The organism is Brevibacillus sp. FSL K6-2834, assembly GCF_038592925.1.
Taxonomy (GTDB): Bacteria; Bacillota; Bacilli; order Brevibacillales; family Brevibacillaceae; genus Brevibacillus; species Brevibacillus borstelensis.
The window spans coordinates 1,473,990-1,495,385 of record NZ_CP151945.1 but is presented as its reverse complement, the minus strand read 5'-3'; the positions used below and the strand labels follow the sequence as shown (position 1 = coordinate 1,495,385).

Annotated in this window: 18 protein-coding genes and 1 riboswitch; of the genes, 1 reads left to right on the top strand and 17 read right to left on the bottom strand. The window is 54.8% G+C overall.

Translation table 11 applies throughout. The annotated features are described in order from the left end of the window. Positions 1 to 110: 110 nt before the first annotated feature. From NST96_RS07490 to NST96_RS07480, 3 genes are read right to left on the bottom strand one after another with little or no spacing between them, the layout of a single operon-like run. A complete protein-coding gene (locus tag NST96_RS07490; RefSeq protein WP_342405905.1) occupies positions 111 to 1,478 on the bottom strand; it encodes a sigma 54-interacting transcriptional regulator in 1,368 nt (455 codons plus the stop codon). A 28-nt stretch (positions 1,479 to 1,506) separates the two neighbouring features. Next, on the bottom strand, positions 1,507 to 2,265 hold the full coding sequence (locus NST96_RS07485; RefSeq protein WP_003388082.1) for a response regulator: 759 nt from the start codon (positions 2,263 to 2,265) through the stop codon (positions 1,507 to 1,509). Between the two features lie 6 nt (positions 2,266 to 2,271). Next, positions 2,272 to 3,750: a sensor histidine kinase gene (locus NST96_RS07480; protein ID WP_003388083.1), complete on the bottom strand. Its 1,479-nt coding sequence runs from the start codon at positions 3,748 to 3,750 to the stop codon at positions 2,272 to 2,274. 235 nt (positions 3,751 to 3,985) lie between these two features. Here NST96_RS07480 and NST96_RS07475 point away from each other — a divergent pair, with 235 nt between their 5' ends. Further along, positions 3,986 to 5,191, top strand: a complete 1,206-nt coding sequence (locus NST96_RS07475; RefSeq protein WP_039071202.1) for a TRAP transporter substrate-binding protein — start codon at positions 3,986 to 3,988, stop codon at positions 5,189 to 5,191. Positions 5,192 to 5,259: 68 nt separating this feature from the next. Here the strand turns inward: NST96_RS07475 and NST96_RS07470 are convergent, their stop codons facing one another. The 14 genes from NST96_RS07470 to NST96_RS07405 form a co-directional block, all read right to left on the bottom strand. Further along, the gene (locus NST96_RS07470; protein WP_243014670.1) at positions 5,260 to 7,368 is read right to left on the bottom strand and encodes an ABC transporter ATP-binding protein; all 2,109 of its coding nucleotides are present in this window, start codon (positions 7,366 to 7,368) and stop codon (positions 5,260 to 5,262) included. A 5-nt stretch (positions 7,369 to 7,373) separates the two neighbouring features. Continuing rightward, complete coding sequence (locus NST96_RS07465; RefSeq protein WP_243014669.1) at positions 7,374 to 9,125, bottom strand: ABC transporter transmembrane domain-containing protein; 1,752 nt, start codon at positions 9,123 to 9,125, stop codon at positions 7,374 to 7,376. A gap of 411 nt (positions 9,126 to 9,536) precedes the next feature. Then, the gene (locus NST96_RS07460) at positions 9,537 to 10,505 is read right to left on the bottom strand and encodes an MraY family glycosyltransferase (RefSeq protein WP_024983124.1); all 969 of its coding nucleotides are present in this window, start codon (positions 10,503 to 10,505) and stop codon (positions 9,537 to 9,539) included. A gap of 155 nt (positions 10,506 to 10,660) precedes the next feature. Further along, positions 10,661 to 10,975 carry a multidrug efflux SMR transporter gene (locus tag NST96_RS07455; protein ID WP_003388089.1) on the bottom strand — a complete coding sequence of 105 codons (315 nt, stop codon included), beginning with the start codon at positions 10,973 to 10,975 and terminating at the stop codon, positions 10,661 to 10,663. Continuing rightward, positions 10,975 to 11,322: an SMR family transporter gene (locus NST96_RS07450; protein WP_003388091.1), complete on the bottom strand. Its 348-nt coding sequence runs from the start codon at positions 11,320 to 11,322 to the stop codon at positions 10,975 to 10,977. Before NST96_RS07450 ends, NST96_RS07455 begins: the two co-directional genes overlap by 1 nt. 85 nt (positions 11,323 to 11,407) lie before the next feature. Beyond that, positions 11,408 to 11,506: riboswitch (guanidine-I (ykkC/yxkD leader) on the bottom strand. A gap of 151 nt (positions 11,507 to 11,657) precedes the next feature. Further along, positions 11,658 to 12,932, bottom strand: coding sequence for a TRAP transporter large permease subunit (locus NST96_RS07445; protein ID WP_003388093.1), 1,275 nt, complete (start codon positions 12,930 to 12,932; stop codon positions 11,658 to 11,660). Then, on the bottom strand, positions 12,920 to 13,411 hold the full coding sequence (locus NST96_RS07440; protein WP_003388095.1) for a TRAP transporter small permease: 492 nt from the start codon (positions 13,409 to 13,411) through the stop codon (positions 12,920 to 12,922). The genes NST96_RS07445 and NST96_RS07440 overlap by 13 nt, the downstream gene beginning before the upstream one ends. A gap of 92 nt (positions 13,412 to 13,503) precedes the next feature. Beyond that, positions 13,504 to 14,523 (bottom strand): TRAP transporter substrate-binding protein, encoded by a 1,020-nt coding sequence (locus NST96_RS07435; RefSeq protein WP_003388096.1) that lies wholly within the window; start codon positions 14,521 to 14,523, stop codon positions 13,504 to 13,506. Between the two features lie 288 nt (positions 14,524 to 14,811). Continuing rightward, on the bottom strand, positions 14,812 to 16,494 hold the full coding sequence (locus NST96_RS07430; RefSeq protein WP_342405896.1) for a DASS family sodium-coupled anion symporter: 1,683 nt from the start codon (positions 16,492 to 16,494) through the stop codon (positions 14,812 to 14,814). 299 nt (positions 16,495 to 16,793) lie between these two features. Next, the gene (locus NST96_RS07425) at positions 16,794 to 17,240 is read right to left on the bottom strand and encodes a hypothetical protein (protein WP_003388098.1); all 447 of its coding nucleotides are present in this window, start codon (positions 17,238 to 17,240) and stop codon (positions 16,794 to 16,796) included. A 108-nt stretch (positions 17,241 to 17,348) separates the two neighbouring features. Continuing rightward, positions 17,349 to 17,993 carry a bifunctional precorrin-2 dehydrogenase/sirohydrochlorin ferrochelatase gene (locus NST96_RS07420; RefSeq protein ID WP_024983467.1) on the bottom strand — a complete coding sequence of 215 codons (645 nt, stop codon included), beginning with the start codon at positions 17,991 to 17,993 and terminating at the stop codon, positions 17,349 to 17,351. A gap of 5 nt (positions 17,994 to 17,998) precedes the next feature. After that, positions 17,999 to 18,790: a uroporphyrinogen-III C-methyltransferase gene (cobA, locus tag NST96_RS07415; protein ID WP_342405892.1), complete on the bottom strand. Its 792-nt coding sequence runs from the start codon at positions 18,788 to 18,790 to the stop codon at positions 17,999 to 18,001. Continuing rightward, positions 18,787 to 19,842, bottom strand: coding sequence for a nicotinate-nucleotide--dimethylbenzimidazole phosphoribosyltransferase (cobT, locus tag NST96_RS07410; protein ID WP_051567343.1), 1,056 nt, complete (start codon positions 19,840 to 19,842; stop codon positions 18,787 to 18,789). Before cobT ends, cobA begins: the two co-directional genes overlap by 4 nt. Further along, a complete protein-coding gene (locus NST96_RS07405; RefSeq protein WP_228006889.1) occupies positions 19,790 to 21,334 on the bottom strand; it encodes a cobyric acid synthase in 1,545 nt (514 codons plus the stop codon). Before NST96_RS07405 ends, cobT begins: the two co-directional genes overlap by 53 nt. Between the last annotated feature and the right edge of the window lie 62 nt (positions 21,335 to 21,396).

Genomic DNA, 21,396 nt, shown 5'->3' with positions numbered 1-21,396 from the left:
AGGATCATCGGCGCTTCCAACGACTCCCCTATTATTCACAATCGAATAGACTTTGGCACAATAAAGCAAAAAAGAAAAGCAGACAGGTATGCATATTTGCATGGATCGATTCAGGGAAGAATCGCGTGCTTCCGCAGTTTTCTGCTCGCGCTCGGCTGACTGATCCCCAGTGCTTTCGCCACCTTGGTGGTCGTCTTGTGGACGTCGTATGCACGCTGCAGCAACTGCTTTTCCACTTCTTCGATCGCCTCCTGCATCGAAAGCATCCGCTCGACCTTGATGCCTTTTCCCGCTCCTTTGGCTGCCTCACAAATATATTGCGGAATTTGATCCGGCATGATCAGCACATCGTGAGAAGTAACGACCAGCCGCTCCATCACGTTCTCAAGCTCGCGGACATTCCCCGGCCAGTCATACTCCTCCAGGATCTGATGGCACTGATCGCTGAGCTTGCGGTGAAGACCGTACTTGTCGGCGAACAGGTTGAGAAAGTAGTGAACCAATACGGGAATTTCCTCTCTTCTCTCCCGCAGCGGCGGTATTTCCAGCGGAACGACGTGAATGCGGTAATACAGATCCTCGCGAAATTTCCCTTCATCCACCATTTGCTTCAGGTTTTTATTCGTCGCTGTGATCAGCTTGATGTCAACCTTTTTCGGGCTGGTGCCGCCTATCGGGGTGATCGTTTTTTCCTGCAGGACATTCAACAGCTTCACCTGAAGATTGAACGGCAGCTCCCCGATCTCATCCAAAAAGAGCGTGCCCCCGTCTGCTTTCTCAATCAACCCTGCCTTGCCGTCCTTGTCAGCCCCTGTAAAAGCCCCCTTCTCGTAGCCGAACAGCTCTGATTCCAGCAGGCTCTCGGGTATCGCGCCGCAGTTGATGTGAACAAAAGGCCTGTCTTTTCTCGGACTGCGCTCATGTATATACTTTGCCAAAACGCCTTTTCCCACTCCGGATTCGCCGAGCAGGATGACCGAGGAGTCTACCTGTGACAGCTTGTCCGCCATAGAGGCCACCTGCCGCATGCTCGGACTTCTGTACACCAGGCCGTTTTCGCCGCCGGCCAGCCTGTTCTGTTTGGCGATTTCCATATGGTACAGGGTGCCCAGATATTTGTTTTCCTCCAATTCCTGCTGCAGCTTTTCCTGATCGGTAATGTCTGTGGAGGTATTCACGACGCCAAGCAGGCACCCCTGACGGTCGAAGATGGGCGTCCCGACCACATACAGCTTGCGTTTTTGCTGTGTAGTCTGAATCGTATGAACCTTTTTTCGCTCCCGAATCACTCTCATCGTGATCATCGGATTAAAATACCCCTGCCGGTAAAAGTCTTCGATTGGCTTGCCGATCATCTCGGCTGGATCGATCCCGAAAAACTCCCCGTAGCGTTCGGAGCAGTACAAGGTTTTTCCTTCCGCGTCCGTAATATGGACGATGTCGAACAGCGAGCCCAGCACATCTTTGTAATCGATCATTGGTGTTTGACACTCTCCTTCGTTTCGCTCAGGCCTTCTGCCCGGCCTCTGCCAAAACGTAGCGGTTCGTCGGCCGGCCTACTCCGCCGTAAGACACATCTCTTTTGACGCGTCCGGACTTCTCCAGGAATTCCAGATAGCGCCTCGCCGTCACCCGGGCAATGCCTACCCGCTCCGCCACCTCTTCGGCAGACAGCGGCGTCTTGTTGGCCCTAAGCTGACGGGCGATTCTCTCCAATGTATCCATGTGCAACCCTTTGGGCAGGTCTTTTTCCCTAAAGGCTTCGCCAGAAGAAACGCCCTCCACTCCAGACACGGCGTCTGTACTCCGTCCCTCGATACTTGTCCGGAACAGCAGCTGATCGACTTCCTCCTGCGAGACCGTACCGTCCGCCTCCAACTGCTTGCGATACAAGCGGTAGCTTTCCAATGCCTGCTTGATCCGCTCAAATGTAAAAGGCTTGATTATGTAATCCACAACGCCGCTCCTGAGCATCGTCTGAATGGTCGGCTTGTCCTTGGCCGCTGTAATGACAATCACATCCACCGCCTGATTGGACGCCCGCAGCTCCTGAAGAGTCCGTACGCCGTCCTGGACGGGCATGAATACATCCATAATGACGAGGTCTGGATTCAGTTCCTGGACCAGTTGCACCCCTTCGACCCCGTTGGAGGCAACCCCCTCGACCTTGAACGGTGAAACGCGCTCGATAAATTGCCGGTTTACCTCCTGCACCATCGGGTCGTCCTCGATGACTACTACGCGAATGGCCGTTTGATTCTCCATTCTATGCTACACCTCCTTCATCGGGAACGTGATCAAAAAGCTCGTCCCTTCACCTGGCTGGGATTGGCAGCTCAGCTCGCCCCGTCCTTTTTTTACGATTTGATCGACCAGGTACAGCCCCAATCCGCGATGTTCCGTTTGCTTGCTGGAAAAGCCCCGCTCCAGCATGTGCTGCTGCACGTCATGGTCCATCCCGATTCCGTTGTCATCGACCAGCAGCGAGCACGATTCCTCGTCTTGCGCAATGCTGATGAACACCTCTTTGTGTTCCCTGTCGGACTGCTCCAGGGCATCAAAGGCGTTTTCGATCAGATTTCCCAGAATCAAGACGAAATTATGATGATCCAAATAGGGCGGAAAGCTCTCCAGGTGGCTCCGCCTGTCGATGACGACGCGTATCCCCAGCTCCTTGCCCCTGCTTACTTTTCCCATCAAAAGACCTGCTACGTTGTCGTCCGCAATGCGCGCGCTTAAAAAGGAGGTCAGCTCCTCCTGCTGGACATTCATGTCAAACAGGTACTCCAGCGCTTTCTCCTGCTGTCCTAGCTGCAGCAGTCCCGCGATCGTATGCAGCCTGTTCATATGCTCGTGATTTTGAACACGGAGGGCCTCGACAAATTCCCTGACCCCGGTCAGCTCCTCCGCCATCCGGGCGACTTCCGTTCTATCCTGAAAGATCGCCATCGCTCCGACTACCTTTTCGTCCACTTTGATCATAAACCGGTTGGACCACAAGAGAGCGTTGCCGACGTGAAGCTCGTGATCAAAAAAGTTCTGCCTTTTCTCCAGTACCTCCGGCAGGGCTGTATCGCGGATCACTTTGCGAATCGGCTTGCCCAGCACATCTCCCTCGATATGAAAAATTTGCTTGGCTTTGTCATTGCAGATCGTGATGCGCTCCTGAATGTCGATCGCAACCACGCCTTCGCGCATGGCGTGAAACGCGGCGGTCCGCTCGACGAGGATGCGGGAGATTTCCTCGGGCTCCAGATTGAGCATCTGTTTTTTGATGTGGCGGGCGAGCAGATACGATCCCCAAATCCCGAAAAACAACGAGAGGAGAAATGTGATGACGATGTTCTCCCGCTGTTGGTAAATGATCTCCCAAATGCCGGGCAATACATGTCCGACGATCACGACGCCGACCTGCTGATGCTGCGAATCCATCAGCGGGACATATGCCCGCAAGGCCGTTCCCATTTCTCCCCCGACCTTCTGCAGGTAGCTGTGCTCGGCAAAGGCAGCTTCCGCATGCTTGTCCTGAAAAACCGTGCCGATCCTCGATTCCAGAGGGTCAGAGAAGCGGATGCGGTCCATGTTCAATACGACGATATAGGTGACGTCATTGACGATCCGGATACGGCGGACGGCGGGATTAATGGTTTTCCAGCCGTCCGGCTCCTGTATGCTTTTCTGGATGGACTGGATTTGGGCCACGGTCCGGGCCGTCGTCATCAAGCGCTGTCCCAGCTCACTTTCCGTCATGCGGATAATGCTTCCAAGAAGAATAATGCCGCCGATCAGCAGAGAGAACAAAACGATTCCGACCGATAGAAGAGTGATTTTTCCCTTAATTTTTAATTGTTTAAACAGTGAGGTTCTTCCTTTCCCATGGGGTTACCTGTTACCATTATATCGTATCCGCCGCATACGTCCTCGAGAAAAGAGAGGTTGAAATCGAAAAAGCATTGGCAACCAAAAAAGTAAGCAGGTGTCATTCATGAAATCATTTCTCAGCATTACGTTGGTCGTCGTTCTCGGATTTTTGAGCGCGATCCTGATCGGGTTTCGCACCGACCTGCCTTTTTCTCCACTGGCCTATGACGAGGAGCAGGAGGGCTTGCAGGATCGGCTGATTATCAAATTCAGTCACGTTGTCGCGGAAAACACGCCAAAGGGGCTCGCTGTCGAGCGCTTTTCGCAGCTCGTCAAAGAAAAATCCAACGGACGTATCGAGGTGCAGGTCTTTCCAAACGGCATCCTGTACTCCGACATTACGGAATACGATGCCCTGCGAAACGGCGACATCCAGATGATCGCCCCCGCCTTTTCCAATCTTGCCGACAAAATTCCCGAGTGGTCGGTTCTCGATCTGCCATTTGCCTTTCGGGACGAGACGGATGTGGAGGAGGCCTTCAACGGGGAAATCGGAAGACTGCTGTTTGAAAGCCTGGAGCCTTTCGACATGAAAGGAATGGCCTTCTGGAACAACGGCTTCAAGCAGATGACGAGCAATCGGCCGATCCGCAGGCCGGAGGATTTCAAAGGACAGCGTTTCCGGATCATCCAGAGCAAGGTGCTGGAAGCCCAGTTTCAGGCGCTTGGGGCGAAAGGGTACGGGGCCCCGTTTACAGACGTGTATCAAAAGCTCGCCAGCGGCCAGGTGGACGGCCAGGAAAACACGATCTCCAATATTTATACGAGGAGACTGTATCAGGTCCAGCGGTACATGACGCTGAGCAATCACGGCTATCTCGGCTATGCCGTCATCATGAACAAGCAGTTTTGGGAAGATCTCCCGCCGGAAACGCAAACCATCATCCAGGAGGCCTTGAAGGAAACGACCGCGTACAGCAACCAGCAAGCTCTCGCCATCAACGAGCAGCAGTGGAACCAGCTCCAGAAAATGCCGCTGGAGATCCACAAGCTGACAGCGGAAGAAACGGAGGTATGGCAAGCGGCGATGAAGTCGGTCTACGATGCTTTCGCTCCGGTCATCGGCCCTGCCATTATGAAAGAGCTGGAAGAGCTGCATGCGAAACCAAAAAGACGCCGCATCGCCAGAAAAGAGGGCAAGCGCTTTCCTGAAGTAATTCCCAATTTATGGAATCAAGAATCGAAAGCGCTGTCATTATCGCAGTCTGAACTGCTCCTTGCGAGCAGCAAAACGGTTGGTTCCCGCATCTTATTGCGGAACTGCGGGTAGTCTTCTCATGCGCAAAAACAGGCAAAGGACCGGGCAGCTTATTGTCCGGTCCTTTGCCGATTGCGTCGCTATACGGTTCGCGGTGACAGCGAGCCTGCCTCCACCGCAGTCAACTCCTGCTCCCCCTGCTGAAGCTGATACATCTGATAATACTTGCCCCCAAGCTGCATCAGGGTATCGTGGTCACCCCGCTCGACGATTTCGCCTCGGTCCAATACGAGAATCAGATCAGCGTTTTTGATCGTCGAGAGCCGATGCGCGATGATAAACGTCGTCCGGCCCTTTTTCACCACTTCGAGCGCATCCTGGATTATCGCTTCCGTCTCCGTGTCGATGTTGGAGGTGGCTTCATCCAGTATGAGAATCGCCGGGTTAAAGGCAAGTGCCCGGGCAAAGGAGATCAGCTGCCGCTGCCCCGCCGACAAGGTGCTTCCCTTTTCGATCACCGGCTCGTCAATTCCTTTGGGCAAATGCTTCAATACCCGCTCTCCGCCGACTTCAGCCAACACCTTTTCCACCTGTTCCCTGGAAATCGAATCGTCTCCGAGCGAGACATTGGATGCGATCGTGCCCGTGAACAGGAACGGGTCCTGCAAAACGATTCCCATGTGATCGCGCAAGGTTTGGCGAGGGACGTCCTTAATATCGACCCCGTCTATCGTGATCCGGCCGCGCTGCACGTCATAAAAGCGGAACAGCAGATTGAGGATGGAGCTTTTCCCCGAACCTGTATGGCCGACGAGCGCCACGGTCTGTCCGGGCTTCGCTTCGAATGCAATGTCTTTGAGAACGTACTCGTCGTCCTTGTAGGCAAACCATACGTCCTCAAACTTGACGTGTCCTTTGTATCGCTCGATTTTCTGATCCGACACTTCCTCCCCTTGCTCGTCAAGCAGGACGAATACCCGCTCTGCAGACACTAGCGCCGTCTCCAGATTCGGCAGCTGATTGACGATGCGTACGACGGGCTGGAACAGCCGGTTCAGGTAATCGACGAAGGCGTACAGCACGCCGAGCGAAATGACGCCTTCCACCCCCGAGATGGAAATGCCGCCAAAATACCAGATCAGGGCGATAAAGGCGATATTCCGAATGACTCCGACCAGATTGTGACCGGTCATCGCATTGAGGCTGAGAAGCTTGCTTTTGTACGTAAAATGCCTCAGATTGTACGTTTCAAAATCCTGCTGCGTCTTTTTCTCGGTGCGAAACGCCTTGATGACGGTGATGCCCTGGATCGTCTCGTTGATCATTCCATTGATTTCGCTGACGGTCGCCCGAATCACCTGGTTGAACCGCTTGGCGAACCGACGATACACGTAGATCCAGACGCCCAGAAGGGGAACCATAAACAGGCAAATGGCCGCAAGCTGGCTGTTTAGCATGAACAAGGCGGCGAATACCCCGACCATATAAATGATACCGGAGAAGAAGTTGGCCAATACGGTAACGTACAGATCGCGAGTTGATTCGGTGTCGTTTGTAATCCGCGATACGACCTTTCCTGCCGGCAAATTGTCGAAGTAGTGAATCGGCAGCTTGTTGATGTGGGCAAACACGTCCATCCGCATTTTTCTGATAATCCGGTTCGCGGTAGCCTGAAGCAGGTATCGTTCGCCATAGCTGAAAGCAGCGGAAATGATCAGCAGGCCAAAGTAGAACACGCACAACTGGATCAGACCGCTCATTTCCGGTTGAAAAAACGGGTAAAGCTCCCCCGTTTCCAGCTTTTGTGCCGCGTAAGTCCGGGTTTCCGTTCCCTTCGTGATCGCGAGCTGCCCTTCCGGCGTAATGGTCCTTTCGCCGTCAAGCAGCACGGGTTCGCCGACAAAGTAATAATCCTGCTGCACCTGAAGCACCCTTGCTTCCGCACCGCGGGGCTCTCCCTCGGAAAAGTGGTCGGCGCGTTTGTACAGCTTGCCGCCGTAGGATACCGCATACGGACCTTGCTGCTCTGTCACATACCAGGGCTGCTCAATTCCGGAGATGTGCACATCGATCATCCGCTTGGCGATCAAGGGGCCTGCCAGATCTGTTCCCACCGCCACGGCGAGCATCAGCAGCGCGGCGAGCAGCTGCCATTTAAAAAGCAGCGCATAGCGAACGAGCCGCTTGCCCGTTTTGGCCACATTGCCCGGGGTCCGGTCTATCTCCAAATCATACAGTTCCGCATCCATCTCCCTCACCTGCTCCCTGTCAGTTTTTCTTCTACCTGCTGGCGTGTGAACTGTTCCTTGTACCAGCCGCCCATCGCCATGAGCTGATCATGTGTTCCTTCCTCGATGACACGTCCTTCATCCAGTACCAAAATGCGGTCTGCATGCTGTACGGCCGAGAACCGGTGTGTTGTAATCAGCGTGGTTTTGCCTGCGCGAGCCTTGCGGATATTGGCGATGATTTCCGCCTCTGTGCGCCCGTCGACAGCCGACATCGCATCGTCCAGAATGAGGATGTGCGGGTCGGAAATGAGCGCCCGCGCAATCGAAACGCGCTGTTTCTGGCCGCCGGAAAGCGCTACGCCTTTTTCTCCGACCAGTGTTTCCACCCCTTTAGGCAGGTACTGCAAATCCTTTTGGAAGGCGGAAGCAGCCAGGGCATGGGCAAACTCCTCCTCGCTCGCATCGCTGTTGCCCAGCAAAATATTGTTTTTTACGGATCTCGAGAACAGAAACTGCTCTTGGGGCACGTAGCCGTACCATGATTTCAGCTGGTCCATATCGATTTTCTCCAGCGGAACCCCGGAGATCGTGATGCTGCCTTCTCCAGGCGGATATTCGCGCAGCAGCTGCTTGACCAGCGTGGTTTTGCCGCTTCCTGTTCGCCCGACAATCCCCAGCGTTTGCCCTCTCTCCAGCGTGAAGCTGATCTGCTGCAAATTGTCGACAGTCGAGGTCGGATAACGAAATGTTACGTTGTGAAAGGCAATCTGTCCGGGCGCTTCGAGCGGTATCGTCTCTGTCGGTTCGGGAACATCAGGCTGGTAGCTGAGTGTCTCGTTTACCCGGTCGAGAGAGGCATTTCCCCGCTGCATGATGTTGATCAATTCGCCGATCGCGAACATCGGCCAGATCAGCATCCCCAGATAGACGTTGAAGGAGACGAGCCCGCCGATTGTCAGCTCATTATGAAACACGAGATGTGCCCCGTAGCCAAGTCCGATCATGTAGCTGACGCCGACCAGTATTTTGATCGTCGGTTCAAACAGCGCATCAATGCGGATGACGGCCAGGTTCTTCTGGAGAACATCCCCTGTGACGTCGGCAAAATGCCGCTCCGCCGCCCTCTCCTGGACATATGCACGAATCACCCGGATGCCGGAAATCGTCTCCAGCACACCATCGTTCATCTCGCCGAACGCATTTTGAGCGGCCGTAAACCGCGAGTGAATCCATTTGCCGTACATTCTGATCAAAACCGCCATAATGGGCAGCGGCAGGATCGCAGCGAGCGTCAGCTTCCAGGAAATGAACGCGACCATCGTCACGAGCAGCGTCGCCATCCAAATGGTGGAATCGAACAAAGTCAAAATCCCGATGCCGGCCGTTTGCGCTACTGCCTGCAGATCGTTCGTGGCGCGGGCCATCAGGTCGCCCGTTCGATTTCGTTCAAAAAAAGTGGGCGTCATCTTCAAAAAGTGCCGCATCAGCCGCGAACGCATGAGCCGCTCAATGGTAAACGCTCCTCCGAACAGCTTGTAAAACCAAACGTAGTTCATCCAGTACGTAACGATGGTAATGCCCAGGAGCAGCAGCAGCGTTTGCGTCACCCCCGCCCACGTCAGCATCCCGAGCTGAATTGAGTCAATCGACTTGCCCACCAGCATGGGCGGAACCACCTCCAGAATGCTGGTGATCACGAGCAGTGAAATGGCAAGCGTATACCGTTCCCATTCCTGCTTGAAAAACCATCCGAGCTTTTGCATAACCGTGATCATGCTTTTCACTCCCCTCTCTTTGGTCCTGAGTCAAAAAACAAAAAAAGCACACCACGCCACCGCAATGTGCTTTGTCAAAAAACGAGAAAAGCGCACGCCACGATAGGCCGTGACCTGCGCATAACAAACGGAAAGGACAAAGAAGCTACTTCTCTCTCCAGTTAAACGAGGAGGTCACATCAAGCATGATGAAGTTGTGTGCAGCTGCTCTTCTGCGTACGCGAATGATCATCATGGCTTGACGCCCCCTTTCCAAAAATTTGAATTTTTTGTCACATGAGTAAGTTATCACGGATGGGAACCAATGTCAATGTTCTTCTATTAAAAATTGTTGATGGCCATCTCATAACAAAACAAAGAGCAGAATCGTCTGCATGATTCTGCTCCCCGTCCGTTGCGAGCGCCGCGCTTTTATACCTGCAGCAGCAGCAATATGATCGATGTCAAGCTGAAGCAAACACTGATCAGGCAAAGAAAGGCCACTACCTGTTTTTGATTCATCCCTGTCCGCAGCAAGCGGTAATGCGCCTGACTGGCATCCGCTTGATAAATCGGCTTGCCTTGCAAAAAACGCTTGGTGACCACGAACAGATTGTCAAAAATCGGCACTCCCAGCGCCAGGATCGGGATAAACAAGGAGAGGACCGTCGCCTGCTTAAAGGCTCCATCCAAAGCGATGACCCCGAGGATAAACCCGAGAAACGTCGCTCCCGCATCCCCCATAAACACCTTGGCTGGCGGCTTGTTGTAGCGCAGGTAGGCGACTGCCACTCCGACCAGAACGATAGCCATGATGGCGGAGGTGTTTTGTCCTTTTACCAGAGCCACAATAAACAGCGTTCCGGCCGATATGGCGGAAAGCCCTCCGGCGAGTCCATCCATGCCGTCCGAGAAGTTGATGACCGTCGTCACCCCAAAAATCCAGAGGATGGTCAAAATAAACTGTAACCAAACCGGAAGCAGCACGTACTCACCACTGAGCGGATTGTAAAATCCTGTAAAGGCAATGCCGGACGCGTAGACAAGCACAGCCGCTGACAGCTGGACAATCAGCTTTGGCAAAGCAGAGAAGTCTTTGCCCTGCGTCTTGTACCAATCGTCAACCGTTCCAATGATCAGAAGCAGCAGGCCGCCCGCGAGTACGGCAATCGTCTGAACCAAGGTTTCGTCCGAAAACAGCACATAAGGCACGGCAAACCCGATATAAATCGCGTAGCTGGCCGTAAGCGGGATCGGCTCCCGATGAATTTTTCGCTCGACATCCTTTCGCGGCTTGTCCACAAAATCGAGCCGGAAAGCCAATTTCCCCAGCGGCGGAATCAACAAGTACACGATCACAAATGAAATCAAGAAAGAAAGTACGTAATAAATCGTCACCATCTCCTACAAAATAGGGACTGTCTTTTCCGTTCATTATAGGGAATATGCGGAATTTTGTCGATGCTGTTTGTCTGAAAAATCTTGCCTTGACCGTCAATCCGCCGTCGTGACTGTCTGTATCCGTGTTTGTGGATGAGATTGAGGCTGTCAGCGATTTACGAAATCGCCTTGAGTCCAATTGCGGCCCCCAGCACCATGCAAATGAACAGGATGCGCCGCCAGTCTTTCGACTCCCCATAAAGGAGCATGCCCAGGATGGCCCCGCCCGATGCTCCGATGCCGGTCCAAACTGCGTACGCAGTCCCCATCGGCAACGTCTTCATGGCCAGAGACAAAAACAGAAAGCTGGCGCCAAACCCGAGAAGCATGTAGACGGTAGACAGCCAATTTCGGTCGCGGTGCATTTTATTGATCATGGCCACCCCGATCATTTCAAAGATGCCTGCCAATACAAGAAAAACCCATGCCATCAGGACTCAGCTCCTTCCTGTTGCCGCTTTTTGTCATCGGTGACCAGCTTGAGTCCTACGACACCGGCCAGCAGCAGCAAAATCAGCAATATCTTTGCCCACTTAAACGGCTCGCCAAAGAAGGCGATCTCGGCAAACACGGTGCCTGCTGTACCCAATCCGACGAACACGGCGTAAACCGTCCCTACGGGCAGCTTTTTCCCCGCCATGATCATCATGTAAAAGCTGATGTAGATGGCGACGGCCGTTCCCAGCCACGTCCAGGCGTTGTACGCATGCTTCAAGCCAATCACCCAGAATACCTCAAAAAATGCCGCAAAAAATACCTTTGTCCACTCTCGATTCACTCATCTTCCCCTCCTCACATGCAGCTTTCAGCGCTCGGACCTTGCGCAAACAAAAAAAACCGGGCATATCGTCAATTCATAACGATACTCCCGGGCTTTTGTCCCTCCGTGTCACAGCGAAGCGCTGTGTGTTTTCTCTCGGACCAGACCAGCGATTCGCTGCGGAACCCTAGAAAACAATGCTTGCATGTTTGATTTGCTTTAAAGAATAGCAGACAGGAGATTTGTGAGCAAACACCCTTTTTTCTGCTGGGAGAGAAAGATGCAGCATCTCATCGCTTGGGGACTGTTTTTCTCGTTCTCTCTCTTCGATTCTCCTTTTTTTGACAAGAGCTTCAGTTCGCCATCTGGACCGGCAGCCACAGCGACAGGGACGGCCAAATGATAATGATGACCAGTACCAGCACCATCAGGGCAATGAAAGGCATAACGCCCTTTACCACTTCCTCGAGCTTTTCCCTGGTGATGCCGCTCACCACGAACAGGTTGAGTCCGACCGGCGGCGTGATCATGCCAAGCTCCATGTTTACCGTCATGATAATGGCAAAATGAATGACGTCGATGCCAAGCAACTGCAGGATCGGCAGGAAGATCGGCAGCGTAATCAAAATAATCGATGTCGGCTCAAGGAACATCCCCATGATAAAGAACAGGATGTTGCATGCAATCAAGAATGTCCACTTGTTGACGTCGCCCTCCATGATCCATGCCGCAATATCCTGCGGCACCTGGGCGTTGGTCAGGTACAGGCCAAACACGGTAGCGCCCGCGATGATGAAAAAGATCATCGCGCTCGTATTCACCGTTTCCCGCAGGATGGCTTGCGTGTCCTTCCAGGAAATCTGGCGGTAGACGAACACCGCCATGATCAGGGAGTAGACACACGCGACAACAGAGGCTTCCGTCGGAGTGGCCACGCCCATGTAGATCGTGCCGAGAATCAAAAAGGGCAGGAAGGCGGCAGGCAGCGCCCTTATGCTCAGCTTGATCCGCTCCTCCCAGCTCGCTTTGGGGAGACGGCCAAAATTTTTCACCTTCGCGTAAATGATTGCGGCAATGACCAGTACTAAAGTCAAAAACAGTCCGGGCACAAAACCGGCCATAAACAGCTTTCCGATCGATTCCTCCGCTACAGTCCCGTAGACGATCAGCGGAATCGACGGCGGAATCAATATGCCAAGCGTTCCGGCTGCGGCAACGAGGCCCATCGAATACCGCTTGCTGTAGCCTGCTGCCACCATCCCGGGGATCATGATCGCCCCGATGGCGGCAGCTGTCGCCGGGCTGGAGCCGGAAATCGCGGCAAACACTGCGCACGCCAGGATCGTCACGACGGACAAGCCGCCGGAATAATGGCCTACCCATGCCCGCAGCGCATCGATCAACGCTTTTGAAATCCCCCCGCGCGACATCAGCACCCCGGCCAGGATAAACCCGGGAATCGCCATCAGAGTCGCCACATTCAGTGCCGAGAACATCTTCTGGGGCAGAACATCCAGATTAAAGCCGCTGTCCAGCAGCGCCAGCGAAGCGGAAAAAACAAGGGCAATCGCGACCGGCACCCTCAGCAGCAGGAGCAGGAAAAAGAGGATAAATACTATCCATTCCACTCAATCTTCACCTCTTTTTTCAGACTGGCCAAGAGTTTTTCCACGAAGCGATAGCCGAGCATCAGTCCGCTCAACGGAATGACGAGATAGACGATCCACAGATAAATTCCGACGTCAGTCGATTGCTGCTGCGTGACCCAGTACAGCGAAAGCAGCTTTCCTCCAAAAAAGATAAAACAAAGGCAAAAGAGGGCACCAAGCGCATTTGAAAACACGTCAAACGCCTTTCGCAAGGCTGGAGAAACGCGGTCGTACACAATGTCGACCTGGATGTGATGGCCGTCCCGGAGCGCGACAGCAAACCCTGTCAAGGCTCCCCAGACAACAAAGTAGGTGGAGATTTCATCGATCCACGCTTTGGGACTGTTAAACACATACCGGCAAACTACTCCGTAAAAGATCAGCGATACACCGATGACAATCAGTGTCCCTGCAAGGTAATCCTCGAAAGTGGCATATCGCTCCCGCCATTTTGACATTGTATCTACCTCCCCCGGTCATTGGTTGGAAGAGAAAGGCACCTTGCTCCCTTTAGGCAGGTGCCTTTCCTGGCTTTCCATTTTCCCCTGAATTACAGCTTTCTGGCTCCGTCGATGATCTCTTTTCCGACCGTCTCGGCAAACTCGCTGTAAACCGGCTCCATCAGCTTTACGAATGCCTCGCGCTCGGACTCGCTCAGCTCGACAACCGTCATGCCGGAGTTTCTCAGGTTGTTCTCCGATTCTTTATCCAGCTGCACAGCCAGCTCGCGCTCGTATTTTGTCGCTTCGGCCATGGATTCGTCAAACGCCTTGCGGAACTCTTCCGGCAGCTCGCTGTACCATTTTTTGTTTGTCAGGACGATGTAGTCGAGGCGTCCGTGGTTGGAGACGAGCAGATGTTTCTGCACTTCCACGTATTTTTGCGTGTCGATGTTGTTCCAGGTGTTTTCCTGGCCGTCAACGGTTCCCTGCTGCAGGGCGGTATAGGTTTCACCGAAAGGAATGGTTGCTGCACCGGAACCGAGCGCTTTAAACTGCGCTTCCAGTACCTTTCCTGCCTGCGTCCGGAATTTCAGGCCTTTGAAGTCCTCAGGCTTTGCCAGCGGCTTGTTTGCGGTAAACACCTTAAACCCGTTTTCCCACATGGCCAGGCCCAGCATGTTTTTGCTCTCCAGCGAGCCCAGCAGCTTTTTGCCCAGCTCTCCGTCCCAGAACTTGATCACCGAGTCGTGGTTTTTAAACAGGAACGGCATGTCGACGATTTGGAAAGCCGGATTGAAGCCGACCAGCTTCGTCGCGGAAGGTGCGATGATATGAACGTTCCCCGCCTGCAGCGCTTCCATCTCGTCCTTGTCGCCGTAGAGCTGGGAGGACGGATACACCTCGACCTTCACTTTTCCGCCCGTCTTTTCCGCCATCAGCTCGGCGAATCTGGTAGCAGCCTTGCCTTTCGGGCTGTCAGCCGTCGTAACGTGAGAAAACTTGATGATCAACGGTTTTTCCGGTGTATACGCCGATGCATCCTGTGTCTTTGCGCCGCCGCAGCCCGCAGCCGTCAGCATCAGCACAGACAGACAGCCTGCCAGTGCAGCCTTCCATCTTTTTTTCATAAGAATACCCCCTACTCTTTTTCCTTCCGCCATGAAAGCGTTTACCAAAAATATTGTAGTAAATTTTGGAATCATTATAAATATTGTGTTCTTATTGTTCTTTTTGGTCATTTTGGTCACGGCGAAACCGGCATGGAGCAGGGATTCGGAGCGGAGAGAAGGGTCCTCTTCTTGTCTAGCAAATGGAAAACATGACAAAAAAGCGACTGGATGCCAGCAGGGCGCCAAAAAACAGCCGGCAGATCAGTCGCTCTTTTTTTGCAATTACCGTGACTATGACTATCTGAACTAATAATACCCGAGCCATTTCCACCAGGTCAGCGCCATCAGGAATGTTAGGCCCGTCGTTACGAGTGTCAGCCAAAAGCCGGGTACAAAGAAATCCTGCTGCGTCACCCACCCTGTCCCGTGCACCATCACGCCCGGAATCGTCTCGACAACCAGAATAAATCCGTACAGACTGGTAAGCCCGGCAACAAAGGCGAGCAGCAGCGCCGGAGAATCGGGGGAGTGGGCCGCCAACGCCATCACAACAGGCACGGTGGCGATCACCGCCGTGGATACATTTGACGTCACCTTGTGGATCAGTTGTGTCAGCACAGCCACTGTCAGCACTGCCAGCGCGGGATTGGAAAAGAGGTACAGCGTCAAATCGGATTCCATCCATTTGGACAAGTAACCTGTCACACCTGTCTCGTACAGCGCCCTTCCCAGCGACAGCGTGACGCCAAGCATCACCAGCGGAGCAAATTTGACATCGAGAATCTTCTCCCAGTCCGCCACCTTGATCCCCGGCCACGCCATCAGAACAGCTCCGATCAAGGCGGGAATGACCGGAGGCCACCCGTGAACGCCTTCCAGCGCCCACAAGACGCAGACCCCTGCGAGGATGCCCATCAGCCGTTTTTCCCTGGAGCTGACCGGTCCCAGCTCCGCGATCAACTCTTTCATCTTTTCCTTCAATCCGCTGGGCATCGGCTCTTTCACGGGAAAAGAGCGATACAGCACCCACCAGGATGCCGGGATCATGATCAGCCACATCGGCAAAGCGAGCACGAGCCAGTCCGTATAGGTCACGTGTGTCTGCAGATAGGTGTTGATCAAATCGACCGTAATCACGTTTCCAAGAGCTGCCGGCAGGACAGCCGTTCCGCTTATTCCGCAGCCGATCACGACGCCCATCATCAGCTTTTTTCCGCGGACATCCCCCGCTTTTACGCCGAGAATCGACGTGATGGAAAAAACGATGGGCAGCAGCATCGCCGTACGCACGGCAGCGGCGGGAATGAAAAAGGCCATGACCTGGGGAACGAGGATGATCCCGGCGAGCACGCCTCCTTTTTTCTCGCCAAACCAGTAGAGCAGCTGATACGCCAGCCGCTTGCCCAGCGGAGTCTGTTCGACCCCGCTCGCAATCATCATGCCTGCAACGATAAGAAAGATAGCAGGCGATGCAAAGCCAGACAGGATCAAATCCGTGGAAACCGCTCCCGAGATCGGCAGCAAAAACAGAACCAGCACGGCGGTCATCGAAAAAGGGATCGGCTCCAGCACCCAGAGCACGATGACGGCCAGCGTAATCGCAAGGGTGACCCGAGCCCCATAGTCCATGTATGCTTCGAGTCCAAAATAGACGAGGACAAAAGCGAGGACAGACAAGGCAAACCAGAGCAGCTTTCGCAGCGCCTTCCGCCGTTTGGCTGTCGCCGATTCCGGCCTGTCTGCCGCCGATTCCGGCTTGGTTGCCGTCGTTTCCAGACTGGTTTCCGTCGTTTCCAGACTGGTCGCCGTCGTTTCCAGACTGGTTTCCGTCTTTTCTAGACTGGCTGCCGTCTTTTCTAGACTGGCTGCCGTCGATTCCAGATTCGTCGCTGCAAATTCTGGCTTGGTCGCCACTGATTCCGGGCTGGCTGCTGCAGATTCTGGCCTAACTGCCTCCTCGTCCGGCTGCGGATTTGTCATCGTGGACATAGGCTTACCCCCAAAAACGCATTCTTCGTACAGAATAGGGTATCCCCTTTCATTTGTCTATCTATTCAGAAGATTTATATGTACCTCCGACTTCTGCTGCCCGACTGATCTGCTGTTAGTAGATTCATTTACGGGATAATCGCTAAATGGCATGTCCCCGATATTGATAAAACGGTGGGGTATCCGCCTCAAAGTAGAGCGAATCCCCTTCTTCCAAAATCGTATCGAGCAGGCATTCATGAGTACCTCACTTTGCATCGCCGCTTGAAAAACAGCCCGCTTTTTCCGCCCCCATCCCGCTATTCTTTTATCTGAAAAGACGCTTTGATCCCCGGCACCTCGGCAAACATCGCCTGGTATTCCCGCTCCTTCTCGGCATCGCCCAAAATCCATTGCACATCGGTCGGCGTGCTGAACGAGTATACCTTGTCATCCGTCTCGCCGATTTTCTCCAAGTGAATGACCGTCGTCAATTCCTCGCCGTCCTGCTTCCATTCTTCCTGGCTCCAGACTCTGACTTCGCACAGAATGCCGCCGGGCTGGTTTGCTTTGCTGGAAAAGATGATCTGGTTTTCCGTCTCTGTCACCTCGTATTTCCCTTCCCAGCTTTTTGGAAGCTGCAGCGTAAAATGATGGGTAGTGTTTTCGTACAAGATGCTCTTTGTATCCTCGCTCTTTTCTGAGCATGCTTGCAAAAAGAAAAGCGACAGGAACGCCAAACAAAATCCAAGGAATCGGCTTCTCATGAAAATGTCTCTCCTTTACAATATGGCGGATTTTCTAGCCCTTGTTGGAGAAGACGGAGCGGACTGTAAAAAGTTTCCTGTCCCTGCAATAAAAAAACCGGCCGCCATTCAGGCGCCGGTCCATCTCGTTTGTTCGATTAATTTCTCTGCCTCGAGGTCCCTTCGCTCCCGCTCTCCTGTTCTCGTCCAGTGCAGGAAGCGATCATCCAGCAATTCCGAGAGGAGCTCGCGCTTGCGCATTTCGTCCAGCGACAGAGCCAGCACGCGGCTGCGCATCGCTCCAAGAAACGCCGTATATTCCACGTATTCGGGACCGAACTGCGTCTCCACCTGCCGGCGCAGCTTCTTGGCCAATCCCGGATTGTGCCCGCCTGTCGAGATGGCGATCTGCAAATCTCCCCGCTCGACAACGGAAGGAACGGTAAAGCTGCACAAATCCGGCCTGTCGACGACGTTCACCCATTGGTGAGAGCCGCAGGCTTGATACACGGCCAGATTGACAGCCGGATCGTTCGTCGCCGCAATTACGATCACCGCTTCCCGTACGTCTTCCGGAGAAAACGGCCGGCGAAACAGGACAAGACTACCTGCCCCTGCCCATTCTTCAACTGCTTGGGAGCACGACGGACTCACTACGGCCACATCCGCTCCGGCAGCGAGCAGACTGCCGATCTTCCGCTCTGCCACCTGACCGCCGCCGACGACGAGGCAGCGTTTCCCCTGCAGCTTGGCCATCATCGGATAGAGGCGCATATCCCTCACTCCATCCGCTCAAACCAGTTGATCTTCTCTCGCATGTTGACGACGTCGCCAACGAGGATAATCGCCGGGTTGGAGATATGCGGACCTGCCGCCAGCCGTTCTTCGATGTCAGCCAGCGTGCCGGTCACAGTCGTCTGCTCGGGCATCGTTCCCCAGGCGATCACGGCGACAGGCGTTTCCGGTGCGCGGTCGTGGGCGATCAGCTGTTTGCGGATGAACGGGAGATTGCCCACTCCCATGTAAAAGGCTACGGTATCGATGCCTTTCGCCAGCGCCTGCCACTTGTCGCTGACGGCGTCCTGTGCGTCTTCTGCTTCCGCCGTTTCCGCTCTGCCCTCGCGCAAATGCCCGGTGACCACTGCAAATGACGATCCGTACTCCCTATGTGTCACCGGAATGCCCGCGTAAGCCGGAACAGCAATGCCCGCTGTCACGCCGGGAACGATCTCGAACGGAATGCCGAGCTGCGCCAGATGCTCCGCTTCCTCGCCCACTCTGCCGAATACGCACGGATCGCCGCCCTTCAGCCGGACGACCGTCTTGCCTTCCAGCGCCTTTTCTGCCAGCAAGGCGTTGATCGCCTCCTGCCGCATCGTGTGGTTGTCCGGAAGCTTGCCGCAGTAGATGCGCTCAGCATCGTCCGGGGCGTGCTCCAACAGAGCCGGGTTTGCCAGCCGGTCGTAAATCACCACATCTGCCTGCTGCAAGCACTCCAGACCTTTTACGGTAATCAGCTTCGGGTCGCCGGGACCCGCTCCTACGAGGTAAACGCGGCCAGTCTTGCTCACTCGCTGCTCACCCCCGCCTCATCAAACGTAGCCATCTCCCGCAGCATCCGCGTCGCCGCCTCGACGATCGGAAACGCGACCGCCGCTCCGCTGCCTTCCCCAAGCCTCAGGCCAAGGTCCACAAGCGGCTCCTTTCCAAGTGTTTGCAGAGCAAACGCATGGCCCGGCTCCTGTGAGCGATGTCCGCCCAAAAGGTACTCGGCAGAAACCGGGCAGAGGCGAACGGCGAGCAAGGCAGCGACGGTCGAAATGAAGCCGTCAAGCAGGACCGGGACTCGTCTTGATGCCGCGCAAAGGATGGCTCCGGCCATCGAGCCGATCTCCAGGCCGCCTACTTTGGAGAGCGCGTCGAGCGGATCGCCCGCGTCAGGCTGATGCAGGGAAAGCGCTTCTTTCACCACCGCTTTTTTCTTTTGCCATTTCTCGTCGGAGACTCCCGTTCCGCGTCCGACCAGCTCATCCGGCTCCGCTCCCGTCAAGGCAGCGAGCAGAGCGCTGCTGGCGGTCGTATTGCCGATGCCCATCTCACCGACGATCAACAGCTTTGCCCCCTCGTCGATGATCGCCTCGGCGCTTTCAAATCCTATCTGCACGCACTGCTCCGCTTCCTCGCGAGTCATCGCCCGCTCGCGCAAAAAGCTGGCTGTACCGGGCCGAACTTTCTTCGTCCAAACGCCGGGAGCATCCACATCGACTGCGACGCCGACATCGACGACGTGTAGCAGGGCGCCGATCTGCCTGGAAAATACATTGATGGCTGCCCCTCCGTGTGCGAAATTGGCTACCATCTGTGCAGTCACTTCCTGCGGATACGCAGAGACCCCCTCTGCCGCCACGCCATGATCGGCGGCAAACACAAGGACGCCGGGCGGAGTGACCGCCGGAAAGGGCTCCCCTGTCATCGCAGCCAGCTCCACAGCCAAGCTCTCCAGTCTGCCCAGGCTGCCGAGCGGCTTCGTCAGTTGGTTCACATGCCTGCTTGCCTGCTGCGCTGCCTCCTCATTTCGCGGTTGTACCTGTGCCAGCTTGTTCTTCCAATCTGCTGTGTTCATTTACGCACTCACTCCCCTGAAAAGCTCTCATCTGCTCTTCGATGATGTCCAGACGCACATGGCTCCTGACGGTATCTGCGATCAAATCGAATCCTCGCTCTCTCAACGCCACGAAAGAAGGCCGCTCCGTGATCGGAGCCAGTCCCTTTCTTTTGCGAAGCGCATTGAGCAGGCGCATCCGAAGCGGATCGCTGTGAAACAACCCGTGAAAATACGTGCCAAGCACACGGCGCTCCTCATCGCAATAGCCGTCCGTGCGATCCTCCAACCGGATAAATGGAGATGCCTGTCCGGTAAAAACAGAGCGGCCCATGTGAATTTCGTAACCATCCAGAGGGATCTTCTCTCCGGCAAAAGCGGCGACTCCCCTCGACAAAACGGTCGTTTTGCGCTGCTCCATCGTCGTTTCCATCGGAATCAGCCCCATGCCGGCTGCTGATTTCAGTGGAGACTCCACCCCTGCCGGATCGTAAATCACGCTCCCCAGCATCTGGTACCCGCCGCAAATTCCCGCCAAAAAGCTGCGTCCAGCCCGGTGCAAATCCAGAATCGACTGCTCCAGCCCGGTCTTTCTCAAAAACAGCAAATCTTCCAGTGTATTCTTGCTCCCCGGCAAAATGACCAGGTCAGGCTCGCCCAGCTCTTCCGTGCGGGTGACAAAGCGGACGCGGCAATCCGGCTCCACGAAAAACGGATCAATGTCGGTAAAATTCGAGATGCGGGGATAGCGGATGACCGCGATGTCAATCTCCCTCGTCTTTTCCGCCTGCCCCTGATAGCGGTGCAGAATCAGCGAATCCTCCGCATCGATCCACAGGTCGGGAATAAACGGAACGACGCCGAGCACCGGCTTGCCTGTATAGCGTTCAAACCAGTCCAGCCCCGGCTGCAGGAGCGACAGATCGCCGCGGAACCGGTTGATGATCACTCCGATCACCCGCTCGCGATCCTGCGGCTCCAGCAGTTGGAGCGTTCCGACGAGACTGGCGAATACCCCGCCGCGCTCGATGTCGGCGACGAGAATGACCGGCGCATTCACCAGCCGGGCGACCCGCATGTTGACGAGCTCGCGGTCATTGAGGTTCACTTCCGCGGGACTGCCGGCTCCCTCGATGACAATCCGGTCATAGGATGTGGCCAGTCTTTGATAAGCGTCTTCGATCACGCGCAAGCCCTGGTCGTAAAACTCGGTCCGGTAGGCCATCGCTTTCATGTTGCCGTACGGCTCGCCGTTGACCACGATCTGGGATTCCGCATCCCGGGTTGGCTTGATCAGAATCGGATTCATATCTGTCGTGGCGGCGATGCCTGCCGCCTCGGCCTGAACGCCCTGCGCCCGTCCGATCTCCTTGCCGTCTATGGTCACGTACGAATTGAGCGCCATGTTTTGCGATTTGAACGGTGCTGTCCGGTATCCGTCCTGGGCGAAAATGCGGCAAAACGCTGTCGCGATCACGCTTTTCCCGGCGTCGGAGCTGGTTCCCTGGATCATCAGCGGCAGGGCTTGGGATTTTTTCTCCTTTGCCGGAGCCGGAGCGTTCCCCGGGAGGCTGG

Excerpts from the sequence above, each read along its gene's own strand:
- NST96_RS07490 (WP_342405905.1), bottom strand. The coding sequence starts at position 1,478 with ATGATCGATTACAAAGATGTGCTGGGCTCGCTGTTCGACATCGTCCAT.
- NST96_RS07485 (WP_003388082.1), bottom strand. The coding sequence starts at position 2,265 with ATGGAGAATCAAACGGCCATTCGCGTAGTAGTCATCGAGGACGACCCG.
- NST96_RS07480 (WP_003388083.1), bottom strand. The coding sequence starts at position 3,750 with ATGACGGAAAGTGAGCTGGGACAGCGCTTGATGACGACGGCCCGGACC.
- NST96_RS07475 (WP_039071202.1), top strand. The coding sequence starts at position 3,986 with ATGAAATCATTTCTCAGCATTACGTTGGTCGTCGTTCTCGGATTTTTG.
- NST96_RS07470 (WP_243014670.1), bottom strand. The coding sequence starts at position 7,368 with ATGGATGCGGAACTGTATGATTTGGAGATAGACCGGACCCCGGGCAAT.
- NST96_RS07465 (WP_243014669.1), bottom strand. The coding sequence starts at position 9,125 with ATGATCACGGTTATGCAAAAGCTCGGATGGTTTTTCAAGCAGGAATGG.
- NST96_RS07460 (WP_024983124.1), bottom strand. The coding sequence starts at position 10,505 with ATGGTGACGATTTATTACGTACTTTCTTTCTTGATTTCATTTGTGATC.
- NST96_RS07455 (WP_003388089.1), bottom strand. The coding sequence starts at position 10,975 with ATGGCATGGGTTTTTCTTGTATTGGCAGGCATCTTTGAAATGATCGGG.
- NST96_RS07440 (WP_003388095.1), bottom strand. The coding sequence starts at position 13,411 with ATGTCAAAATGGCGGGAGCGATATGCCACTTTCGAGGATTACCTTGCA.
- NST96_RS07435 (WP_003388096.1), bottom strand. The coding sequence starts at position 14,523 with ATGAAAAAAAGATGGAAGGCTGCACTGGCAGGCTGTCTGTCTGTGCTG.
- NST96_RS07430 (WP_342405896.1), bottom strand. The coding sequence starts at position 16,494 with ATGTCCACGATGACAAATCCGCAGCCGGACGAGGAGGCAGTTAGGCCA.
- NST96_RS07425 (WP_003388098.1), bottom strand. The coding sequence starts at position 17,240 with ATGAGAAGCCGATTCCTTGGATTTTGTTTGGCGTTCCTGTCGCTTTTC.
- NST96_RS07420 (WP_024983467.1), bottom strand. The coding sequence starts at position 17,993 with ATGCGCCTCTATCCGATGATGGCCAAGCTGCAGGGGAAACGCTGCCTC.
- cobT (WP_051567343.1), bottom strand. The coding sequence starts at position 19,842 with ATGAACACAGCAGATTGGAAGAACAAGCTGGCACAGGTACAACCGCGA.
- NST96_RS07405 (WP_228006889.1), bottom strand. The coding sequence starts at position 21,334 with ATGATCCAGGGAACCAGCTCCGACGCCGGGAAAAGCGTGATCGCGACA.